Origin of the sequence: Mesorhizobium sp. B2-3-4 (assembly GCF_006442315.1) — a bacterium.
Taxonomy (GTDB): domain Bacteria; phylum Pseudomonadota; class Alphaproteobacteria; order Rhizobiales; family Rhizobiaceae; genus Mesorhizobium.
In genome coordinates this window covers 1-10542 of sequence record NZ_VFVY01000002.1, presented here as the reverse complement: position 1 = coordinate 10542, position 10542 = coordinate 1, and the positions used below count along the sequence as shown (strand labels likewise).

9 protein-coding genes and 1 pseudogene are annotated in these 10542 nt (G+C 62.8%); 3 read left to right on the top strand and 7 right to left on the bottom strand.

What is annotated here, in order from left to right; translation table 11 throughout:
- Window positions 1–45: 45 nt before the first annotated feature.
- Window positions 46–1152, bottom strand: a complete 1107-nt coding sequence (locus tag FJ967_RS03745) for a branched-chain amino acid ABC transporter substrate-binding protein (RefSeq protein ID WP_181175659.1) — start codon at window positions 1150–1152, stop codon at window positions 46–48.
- Window positions 1153–1652: 500 nt separating this feature from the next.
- Between FJ967_RS03745 and FJ967_RS03740 the strand changes: the two genes are divergently transcribed.
- A complete protein-coding gene (locus FJ967_RS03740; RefSeq protein WP_181175658.1) occupies window positions 1653–2207 on the top strand; it encodes an XRE family transcriptional regulator in 555 nt (184 codons plus the stop codon).
- A gap of 20 nt (window positions 2208–2227) precedes the next feature.
- On the opposite strand, the gene FJ967_RS03735 is transcribed toward FJ967_RS03740, so the two are convergent.
- From FJ967_RS03735 to FJ967_RS03725, 3 genes are read right to left on the bottom strand one after another with little or no spacing between them, the layout of a single operon-like run.
- Complete coding sequence (locus FJ967_RS03735) at window positions 2228–3181, bottom strand: NAD(P)-binding domain-containing protein (RefSeq protein WP_140730354.1); 954 nt, start codon at window positions 3179–3181, stop codon at window positions 2228–2230.
- Window positions 3182–3205: 24 nt separating this feature from the next.
- Entirely contained in the window at window positions 3206–4522 is a 1317-nt protein-coding gene (locus FJ967_RS03730) for an FAD-binding oxidoreductase (RefSeq protein WP_140730353.1), read from the bottom strand.
- The gene (locus FJ967_RS03725) at window positions 4455–5888 is read right to left on the bottom strand and encodes an NAD-dependent succinate-semialdehyde dehydrogenase (protein ID WP_140730352.1); all 1434 of its coding nucleotides are present in this window, start codon (window positions 5886–5888) and stop codon (window positions 4455–4457) included. Before FJ967_RS03725 ends, FJ967_RS03730 begins: the two co-directional genes overlap by 68 nt.
- 117 nt (window positions 5889–6005) lie before the next feature.
- Between FJ967_RS03725 and FJ967_RS03720 the strand changes: the two genes are divergently transcribed.
- Both FJ967_RS03720 and FJ967_RS03715 read left to right on the top strand, forming a co-directional pair.
- On the top strand, window positions 6006–6743 hold the full coding sequence (locus FJ967_RS03720) for an aspartate/glutamate racemase family protein (RefSeq protein WP_140730351.1): 738 nt from the start codon (window positions 6006–6008) through the stop codon (window positions 6741–6743).
- Window positions 6743–7258 carry an Lrp/AsnC family transcriptional regulator gene (locus FJ967_RS03715; RefSeq protein ID WP_140730350.1) on the top strand — a complete coding sequence of 172 codons (516 nt, stop codon included), beginning with the start codon at window positions 6743–6745 and terminating at the stop codon, window positions 7256–7258. The genes FJ967_RS03720 and FJ967_RS03715 overlap by 1 nt, the downstream gene beginning before the upstream one ends.
- Window positions 7259–7267: 9 nt before the next feature.
- On the opposite strand, the gene FJ967_RS03710 is transcribed toward FJ967_RS03715, so the two are convergent.
- The 3 genes and pseudogenes from FJ967_RS03710 to FJ967_RS03700 form a co-directional block, all read right to left on the bottom strand.
- The gene (locus FJ967_RS03710) at window positions 7268–9025 is read right to left on the bottom strand and encodes a thiamine pyrophosphate-binding protein (protein ID WP_140730349.1); all 1758 of its coding nucleotides are present in this window, start codon (window positions 9023–9025) and stop codon (window positions 7268–7270) included.
- 176 nt (window positions 9026–9201) lie between these two features.
- Window positions 9202–10434, bottom strand: coding sequence for a pyridoxal phosphate-dependent aminotransferase (locus FJ967_RS03705; RefSeq protein WP_140730348.1), 1233 nt, complete (start codon window positions 10432–10434; stop codon window positions 9202–9204).
- Between the two features lie 18 nt (window positions 10435–10452).
- Window positions 10453–10542: pseudogene (locus FJ967_RS03700) on the bottom strand (aldehyde dehydrogenase); the annotation flags it as partial.

The following is a 10542-nucleotide window of genomic DNA, read 5'->3' as shown; positions in this document are numbered from 1 at the left end:
ACGCGGGCTGGCCGGCGTATCGCGATGAGCGGATATTATTCGATTTCAGGGGTAGATCTTCTTCGGATTCGTCCCGATGGCAAAGGTCGAGCGATCGGCGTTCTCATACCGGTAGATACCCGGCTTGAAGGCCGAACACTGGCCGTCCTTCGTGCACGAGATCTCGCCGCTCATGCCGCTGAACTTGATGGTGAAGAGCGCATCATGAAGCGCCTTCTTGTCGACGACGACGGTGCCGTCGGACTCTGTCTTGGCCGACTTCTCCAGCGCCATCTTGAGCAACGTCAGGGCATCGTAGGCATTGGCCACGAAACCGGAAGTCGGGGCTTCGCCATATTCGTCCTGATAGCTCTTCAGGAGCTTGGGATAGTCCTTGCCCTGGGCCTCGGGAGTGACATCGGGAAACGCACCGTAGAAGCCGACGACAGCATCGCCGGCTGCGTCGATGATGTCGGGAGACATCGTGCCGCCGCCGCCGATGAACGCGACATTTTCCAGCCCGGGCGTCTGCTTGGCCTGCTTGAGGATCTGGGCCGTGGCCGGCACGAAGATCGGCACGTAAATGGCGTCCGGCTTCTCGGTGGCGATACGCGCCAGAAGCGGCCGCATGTCGACGTCAGTCGGCGCCACCGCTTCCTGGGAAGCGACCTTGCCGCCGAGACCGGTGAAGGTCTTGGCCATCTCGGCCGTAAGCTGCTGGGTATAGGGGCTACCGTCATGGATGGTCACGACGGTCTTGGCCTTCAACTCATCGTGAATCCATTTCGCGTCGGCAGGCCCCTGATCGGCATCGCTGAACACGGTGCGCAGGAAGCCGGTATAGTCGGCCTTGCGGTCGGGAGCGGTGAGCGACGGCGCGGTCGCGGAGGTGCCGATGCTCACCAGGCCGGCATTCCACAGGATCGGCGCCGCTGCCGTTGCTTCGCTTGAACAGGACGGGCCGATCACACCGACCACGGCCGGGTTGGAGGCAAGCTTGGTCGCCGCCGTCTGGCCGCCTTCGGCGCTGCACTGGCTGTCCTCGGCCAACAGGCGGACCGGATGGTTGAGGATGGTGCCGTTCAGATCCTTGATCGCCAGTTCCACGCCGCGCTTCTGATCATTGCCGAGCGCGGCATCACCACCCGAGAGCACCCAATAGCCGCCGATCACGATCGGCGCTCCGGGTGCGATTCTCACTTCTTCGGCGTCGGCGGAAGCCGCGACGGAAAACGCCAGATAGGCCGTAGCGCCCGCTAGGGCGCTTCTAAAGATTTGTCCTGCTAAAGTCATTCCGACACACCTCCATTGTTATGGCGCGAGCATGCAGTACCATCTCAAGACATTACTCTTGAAACAGCATGATTACGCGCCGATTTCTCCTGAATCAGGCGGAAAATTATCGTCTATTCCAGAGAAAATCTCGCGATTCACTGGAACTGACCCGAATATTTCCGTATAGATGCTGGAGATTTTCCCCTTATTATCTATAGAGTGATCATATTCCACGATAGGAGAAACGTCAACAGGTACGCCGACGTTGTGTCCGAGAGGGCGTGACGATTCGTCAGACTGCCGCTAAATTGTCGCCACCTTTCATTTGCTCCAGCCGAGGCCTGATGCCACCAGCCCGCTCAGTCGAGACCGAGATGAATGCCCCCGCGAAGCCTTCCATGCTTCTCGCCAAGCGCATAAGGGCGTTGCGCGACGAACGCGGATGGACGCTCAATGTCGCCAGCGAACACACAGGCTTGTCGCGCGCCGCCTTGTCCAAGATCGAGCGGCAGCAAATGTCGCCGACCTACAACGCTCTCAATAAGCTGGCCCAGGGTTTCGGCATCGGCATGATGCAGCTGATGGAGGGGCGCGTCGGCGAAAAGTCGGATGACGTAAAGCTCACCCGCGCCAACGAAGGGTCGATGCACTCCACATCGCTTTACCTGCTTCGCTTCCTGGATGCCGCGCTCTACCCGAACTCGCAGCTGATCGTCACCGAGTTCACGATCGAGGCGACGGACATTTCCCAATTCGAACAGTGGGACCGGCACGATGACGAGAACTTCGTCTATGTCCTGGAAGGGACCACGCTATTCCACAGGGAAGGCTCGGCCGCGCCGCTGGAGATCGGCAAGGGCGACAGCATCTGCTTCGATGCCAGGATAGGACATGCCTTCACCAGCCCGACGGCCAAACCGGCCCGCGCCTTGTCGGTGACGATCAGGGTTTGAACGTTTCGGAGGCCGCCGTGTCAGAGCGGCAGCAGGCGGCCCATTCCCTTGTCTTTCGCGGTGTCGACCACCAGGCGGGCGACGGCAACGTCGGCAAGACCGGATCCTGCAAAGACCAGGGCTCTGCGACCGCGCCGCTCCTGGCCGGGCGCGGGTTCGGCAAGCAGGTCGGAGAGATCGGCCGTCAACACCCGGTCGGTGTTGTATCCCCGTCCCGGCGGCACCTGCTCGCGATCGTCGGTGGCAAGCAGATCGATGCCGCCGAAGGAACTGCGCAGCCAACTGTAGCCGAGATCAACCATCGACACGAATACATCAGGCTTCAGCCAGGAGACGTCGAGAAACCCGTCCTTCAACGTCTTGTGCGGGACGCTGGTGATGACGATGTCGGCATCCTCTACGGCAAGCCTTGGCGTTGTCGCCACCTCGGCCTCATATCCCATGGCGCGGGCTTCCTCAGCGAAGGTCTCGGCCGTTTCAGCACGCCGCCCATAGGCCACCACGCGCTTGAGCGGAAATGCCGAACCGAAGGCCTGGAGATGGCTTCGAGCCTGCTGTCCACAGGCGATGAAGGCAATGGAGTGTGAGTTCGAGGCGGCAAGCCGGGTGGCGCCGGCCGCCGAAATTGCCGCGGTGCGCACTTCCGAGATCCAGGTCCCGTCGATGAATGCTACAGGCAATCCTGTCTGTGCCTCGCTCACGATGATCATCGGCCAGAAATCGCGCAGGCCGCGTTCGGCGTTTCCGGAAAAATAGCCGTACCATTTCAACGCCGAGAAACCGTCGAGATATCCGCCCTTGCCGTCGAAATAGCCACCATTGGCCTCGAACGACATCGGCTTGGCGGTGCGAGCGTCCCGTGTCGCCTTTGCCTTGAAGGCCTCGCTCACGGCGCTCAGAAGGTCGGATGGTCCGATCGAGCAGGCAAGCACGTCGTCCCGCGACAGATAGAGCAGCTCTCCGGTTCGGCTCATATTCGACTCACTGTTTTGCGACGGTCAGGAGAAACGGGCGGCGTCGAAGGCCGCTATCGGAATGGTCTGTTGTTCCCGGCAGATGAGCCGCGCCACGATCTCGCCTGTCACCGGCCCGGTGGAGAAGCCGATGTGCCCGTGGCCGAAAGCCAGGGCGATGCGGTCGTGGCGGGGCGCCATACCGATCACGGGCAAGCTGTCTGGGGTCGATGGCCGGTTCCCGGACCATATGGGTCCGCTGGCCTGCCCGAGCGGCAGGGTTCTGGCGGCCTCAGACACGGCAAGGTCAAGCTGGCGTGGCCGCGGCGGATCGTCGGGGCGGCAGAGTTCAACACCGGTCAACACGCGCACCTCGCCATTCATCGGCGCGATGACGAAACCAGCGCTCGTGTCATTGATGGCCCGGCCGAGACTTGCCCCCTGTTCCAGACGATAATGCGCATGGTACCCACGTTCGGCGGCCATCGGTATGCGATAGCCGAGATCGCACAGCAGGCCGCTGCTCCAGGCGCCGGCACTGACGACGGCATGGCTGGCCCTGACGGTCCGATCGCCGGCGCGAAGCTCCACGCCTGTCGCGGTCTGGCGCAGGTCGACGGCACTGCCTTTTAAAAAGGCCCCGCCGCGCGCCAGGAAAGCGTGCGCGAAACGCCGGACGACTTCGCCCGGCGTCTGGATGGATGCAGTCTGGGTAAAAAGCAGCCCATGGGCATAGCGACGGGCAAGGAACGGTTCGAGCTCGTAAATAGCATTGCCGCTCAGCAGCTTCGTTTCGACACTGTGCTGCGCGAGCAGTTCACGCTCCAGCGCAATGCCGGCGAGGCTGCTGTCCGTCCGGTAAAGCCTCAGCCAGCCATCGCGGTGAATGAGCGGGATAGTGCCGGCGATCTCACCCAGGGCGACGTGGCGGTCGAAGGCAGCCTGCACCAGCGGATTCAGGGCGGCGGCGCTGCGGCGCAAACTGCGCTCGTTCGCGGCGCGCAAAAACCTCGACAGCCAGGACGACAGCGCCGGCAGCGAAGTATAGCGCAGCCGCACCGCCGGATCGGCGTTGCGCATGTAACGCCACAAACTGTTCCATATGCCTGGCCCGGCTACCGGCAGGATAGAGCCGCGGCTAAGGACCCCGGCGTTGCCATAGGAGGCCCGGCGCCGTTCGTCGTCGGGATCGATGATGATCACGGTCTTGCCGCGCGACTGCAGCTCGAGCGCCGCCGATAGTCCGACAATGCCGCCGCCAATGACGGCGACGTCGGCGATTTGCTGCGATGGATCAGGCGACATGTACGAATTTCCTGACCAGATAGGGCTCCAGCCCCTCGCTGCCGCCTTCATGGCCATGACCGCTGTCCTTGATGCCGCCGAAGGGCGTTTCGGGGAAGCTCACGGTGAAAGTGTTGACGCCGACCAGTCCTGTCTGCAGTCCGTCGATCATCCGGCGCTGCCGTTTCGCGCTGTCGGTGAAGACGAAGGACGAAAGCCCGACATTGATGTCATTGGCGCGCCGCAACGCCTCCTCCTCTTCGTCGAAAGGCGCGACCAGCGCCAGCGGACCGAACGGCTCTACGCGGTAGGCGTCGGCTTGCGGGTCGAGATCGTGGAAAATGGTCGGTTGAAAGAAATTGCCTGCGTCGCCGAGGCGTGCGCCGCCAATCACGCCGCCGCCACGCCGCCTCGCGTCCGTGGTGAACCGCTCCATCGCCGTCAGGCGGCGGTCGTTGGCGAGCGGCCCCATCTGCACGCCATCCTTGCGTCCGTCGCCCACGACGACGGCTTTTGCCGCATCGGCGAAAGTCGTCAGAAATGCATCGTAGACACCGCGCTGGACATAGAATCGGGTCGCACCATTGCAGACCTGGCCGGCGTTGCGGAACTTTCCGGCCGAGGCCAACGCCGCGACTTTGGGCGCGTCGACATCGTCGAGGACGATCACCGGCGCATGGCCGCCGAGTTCCATCGTACTGCGCTTGCCATGCGTCGCGGCGAGCGCCGCCAGCGACTGGCCGACCGGAACCGAACCGGTGAAGGAGATCTTGCGTATCTGAGCGGAGCGGATCAGCCCTTCCGATATCTCGGCGGGATTGCCGAAGAGAACGCTGACCACGTCTTCCGGCAATCCGGCCTCAAGCAGGCATTCGACGGCTATGAGGGTCGCGCCAGGCGTTTCTTCCGCCGGCTTTATGACGATGCTGCATCCCGCGGCCAGCGCCGGCGCGATCTTGCGGATGGAGTTGATGAGCGGAAAGTTCCAGGGCGCGAAGGCCGCCACCGGCCCGACAGGTTCGATCTCAACCAACTGCCGGTTGCCGGGAATGCGTGAAGGAATGATCCGGCCATAGGCCCGGCGCGCCTCGTCGGCAAACCACTCCAAAGTCTCCGCCGAGGCATCGACTTCGCCGCGCGCTTCCGCCAGCGGCTTGCCCTGCTCGGTGGTGATGGTCCAGGCCAGGTCCTCGCGGCGCGAACGCAGGGCCGCCGCCGCGGCGCGCAGGATCGATTGCCGTTGGTGGCTGGTCGTCGACCGCCAATGCTCATAGGCCCTTGCCGCTGTCTCGGCGGCAGCGCGAATGTCGTCCGTCGTGGCGATCGGCAGCATGGCGATCGTCTCGCCGGTCGCCGGATCGAGGACAGGCCGCGTCAGCCGATCCTTGGCACTTATGCGAGACTTTCCAATGATCAGGGTGGGTTCGCGATAAGGGTGGACCATCGGTGCTCCGAAGACTAGGTGGCGGGTGACATTGCTCTTGATTCCACTATAATGGATTTATATGGCTGAGGCGAGCGCCGTCGACCGACGAAATGACGGATAAAGGGAGAGCAGGATTTGGCGATCTATCGCGTGCGCGGCGATGCGCAAAGCTACGGGCATGAAGTGGGAATTTTGCTGATCGCCTGTTCGAACCCGTTCCCGCCGGGCGATGTCGGCAACGCGTCGACCTACAGCTACCCCGTGCTTTACGAAACGATCCGAAGCGTCACCATCGAGAGCCTGATCAACGATGGCGACCGCTCGATGGCCGGCGACGTGATCGCGGCTGCCCTGAGACTGCAGGACATGGGCGTGAAAGCGATCACCAGCGACTGCGGTTACATGCTCTATTTCCAGGAGGAGGTGGCGGCTGCGCTGAAAGTGCCGGTAATGCTGTCGAGCCTGCTGCAACTGCCCCTGATCGCCGCGACGCTGGCGCCCCAGGCCGCCATCGGCATCATCTGCGCCAATGCCGCCAGGCTGACCGCCCCCCTGCTGTCGCTGGCATACCCGAACCCGATACGCGCGGTGCATGTCGTGGGCATGCAGGGCGCACCGGCGTTCCGCTCGGCCATCCTCGACGAGGAAGGCATGCTCGACACCGACGCGGTCGAGGTCGAGATTGTGGAGCGCGCGAACGCGCTGGTAAGCCGACATCCCGAGATCGGCGCCATTCTGCTCGAATGCTCCAACCTGCCGCCCTATGCCGCGGCCGTCCAGCGCGCGACGGGGCGGCACGTCTTCGATTTCCTGACGATGATCGATTATTTCCAGGCCGCGGGTCGCAGGCAGGCATACAAGGGGGGCTATTGATGACATTCGCCCATCGCGAGGGGGACAAGAGCGTCGGTTTCGGCCCGAAGAAGAACATCAGCATCGACAGCGTCGACCGCAAGCTGATCGCCCTGCTCGTCGCCAATGCGCGCGAATCGATCACCGACCTGGCGAAAAAGCTGGGGCTCGGGCGCACCACCGTCCACGAGCGGCTGGTGCGGCTGGAGCGCAACCGTGTGATTGCCGGCTATTCGACTATCCTTTCGCGCAGCCTGGAAGGCAGCTCGAACCGGGCGCTTGTGATGTTGAGCATCGTCCAGCGCATGCAGCCGGCGCTGATGGAGCATCTCAAGATGTTGCCGGAAGTCTTGAGCTGCTACACCGTCAGCGGCGAGTTCGACCTGATCCTGTTGGTCGAGGCGCCTCAGATGGACGACGTCGACGCCGTGCTCGACGAGATCATCGGCCTGCCCGGCGTCGAGCGCTGCCGCACCTCCATCATCATGACGACCAATTTCCAGCGTGGTAACGGGCAGGCAATCGCCGTCGGCTGATCAAACCTTTCAAGGGTGTGCGCGATCGGCAAGACGCAGGCCCGGTTCCGGCTTGAGGTCGAGCGGATCGCGGCCGAGGCGGCGCAGCCACGACATTACCGGAGGCGCGACATCGGCAATCGACTCGACCTCGATGTCGATGAACGCCGGGCCGGGATGCGCAAAGGCCTCGGCAAACGCTGCCTCCATCTCGTCAGGCGTTCGAACGTGCCATGCGCGCAGGCCGAAGGCTGCCGCGATTGCGGCAGCGTCCAGTTGCTTGAAGTCCACCGAATAGGTGGCGTTGTGCCCGTGCAGCCGCTGCAGCGCCTTGATCCAGCCGAAACAGCCATTGTTGAAATGGATCAGCAGTGCAGGCACGTCGAGCCTGACGATGGTCTCGAGCTCCCCCAGCGACATGGCAAAGGAACCATCGCCGAACAATCCGACCGGTCTGATGTCGGGACGTGCGAGCCATGCTCCGATTACGGCGGGCAAGGCGTAGCCAAGGCCCCCGAATGCGCGCGGAATGATGAACGTCGAGTCTGGATTGGACAGGCGCAGGAGCCGGGTCATATGCGGCGTCGGCGTGCCTGGATCCGACAGGATCGAATAGGGCTTCTTCTCCAGATGCGTATTGAGCGCCTTGACCACGCGCTGCGGCTTCAGCGGTACGCTGTCGTCCACGAGTTCCGGTTGGACATGCCGCCAGAACTCGCTTCTCCAATTGTTCAGCCGGTCGATCCAGGCCTGTCTCGGATTTTCGGCGGTAGCGTCGATCGATAGAAGGCCCTGTAAAACGGAGCATACGTCGGCGCAGATGTTTAGCGCATTGTCGGAGTTGTTGCCGAGTGCCGCGGGATCGATGTCCACCTGGACCAGGAGACGTTTGGCACTGGGCTCCGGGAACGTCCATCCCACGGTCACGACAGAGCCCATGCGGCAACCGAGATAGACCAGCAGGTCGGCCTCCTCGACGGCGCGGTTGGCGTGCGGATGAAAGCCGTTGTCGCCGATCACCCCGATCGCCAATGGATGGTCGTCCGCCAACGCGGACTGACCGGTGATGGTGTTGACGACCGGAACATCGAAGCGCTCGGCAACCTCTCGCAGCAGCGCTCCGGCGTGGCCGCGATTGACTCCGCCGCCCGCGATCAGCAGCGGCTGCCTGGCCGTGCCGAGCATCTCGGCAAGGCTGGCGACGTCCTGCGCTCGCGGTTGCGGCGGATATGCAGGGAAGCGCGTGCAGTTGCGATCGGCATGGAGCGAGACCGAAGCAGGATCGACCTCGGCGCCAAGCACGTCCTCCGGCAGCACGAGATGCACCGCGCCAGGCCTGCCGGTGGTCGCGACGCGAAACGCGCGCCGCACATATTCCGGGATCTTGTGCGCGGCTTTCACCTGCCACGATCCCTTCGTCACGGTCTCGAAAAGCTTGGCGCATTCGAGTTCGGTGATCACCCCTTGCGCTTCCATCTTGAGAGGCGTGTCGCTGGTGATCAGGATCATCGGCAGCGATGAGAAATTCGCCTCCGCGATGGCAGGCAGGGCATACATGGCACCCGCACCGCTCGGGACTTCCATCACCGCCGGCCTGCCAGAGAGGCGCGAAAAGCAATCGGCCATGAAGCCCCCGGTTCGCTCGTCGCGCACCATCACATGGCGCAGCCTGTCCTGCGCCTGCCGCATCGCGTCGTAGAGTGGGACATTGGTGTCGCCCGGCACGCCGAAAATCAGGTCGACATCATGTGCAATCAGCATTTCGATAAGCAGGTCGGCGCCGCGCATTGAACTTACCTCCGAAGGAACGCTTCAAAAGGTACAGAGAATTGCGTGCGGATACCGCCGACGTTTTGTCGGTTTTGAGCCCGTTTACCGCCAATCCGAAGGGTCTGGCAGGCTTCTCTTTTCAGACATCGAGGGCAGCTGTCATGAAGGTCGAAAGATCGATGGCGACACCAACCTCAACGCAACGCCGCGCATGCCCGCGCGATCCGCCTCATCGCCTCGGCAAGATCCTGCTCGGAGGTCGCATAGGAGATGCGAAAATAGGGCGATAGGCCGAAGGCGGATCCGGGCACCACGGCAATATGGGCATCCTCCAGGAGATAGTCGGTGAAATCCATGTCGGTTGTTATCCGCTTTCCGGCCGGCGTTACCTTGCCCAGGACGGCCGAGCAGTCGCAGAAGGTGTAAAACGCACCTTCCGGCCGCCGGCATTGCAGGCCGTCAACGGCGTTGAGCGCATCGACAACCAGGTCCCGTCGCCGCTGGAAACTCAGTTTCCGGTCCGCCAGGTATTCCTGCGGGCCATTCAAGGCTTCGACAGAGGCCGCTTGGCTTATCGAACACGGACATGACGTTGCCTGGCTCTGGATGACGGCCATCGCCTCGATCAGCCGCCTCGGCCCGCCGGCATATCCAATGCGCCAGCCGGTCATCGCGTAGGCTTTGGAAACGCCGTTGACCGTCAGGGTGCGGCTCTTCAGCCGTGGCTCGATAGCGGCGGGTGTGACGAAGCCGAAGCCGTCATAGATGATGTGCTCATACATGTCGTCCACCATCAGCCAGACGTTCGGATGCCGGCGGAGCACATCGAGCAGCGGCCGATAGTCCGCCTCGCTGTAGGCGGCACCGGATGGATTTGACGGAGAATTGAGCAGCAGCCAGCGGGTCTTCGACGTTATGGCTTGTTCGAGCTGGCTGGCCTGCAGGCGGAATCCCGCCTCTGCCCGGCAGGGAACGAGTACCGGAACGCCGCCGCAGAGTTCGACGATGTCGGAATAGGACGTCCAATACGGTGTCGGAATGATCACCTCGTCCCCCTGGTCGAGGCTCGCCATGAATGCGTTGAATAAAATCTGCTTGGCACCCGCCGCGACCGTCACCTCCTCAAATGCGTAGTGCAGGCTGTTCTCGCGGCGGAATTTGTCGATGATGGCCTGCTTGAGCGCCGGCGTGCCATCGAGCGCGGTGTATTTCGTTTCGCCCCGGTCGATGGCGGCCTTTGCGGCCTCCTTCACATTCTGGGGTGTGTCGAAATCGGGCTCTCCTGCTCCAAGTGTGATTACCGACAGCCCGTCCCGCTTCATGGCGGCGGCCCGTGCGCCGATCTGCAGGATTTTGGAGACACCGATGGCAGCAATACGTGAAGCCGGCGCGAAGTCGGTCACGGTTTCCGCGAGATTTATGTTCATGGCTCTGAAACCGGCCTTTCAGATATCGAAGGAGACGCCCTGGGCGAGCGGGAGGGCCTTGGAATAGTTCACCGTGTTGGTGGCACGGCGCATATAGGCCTTCCATGC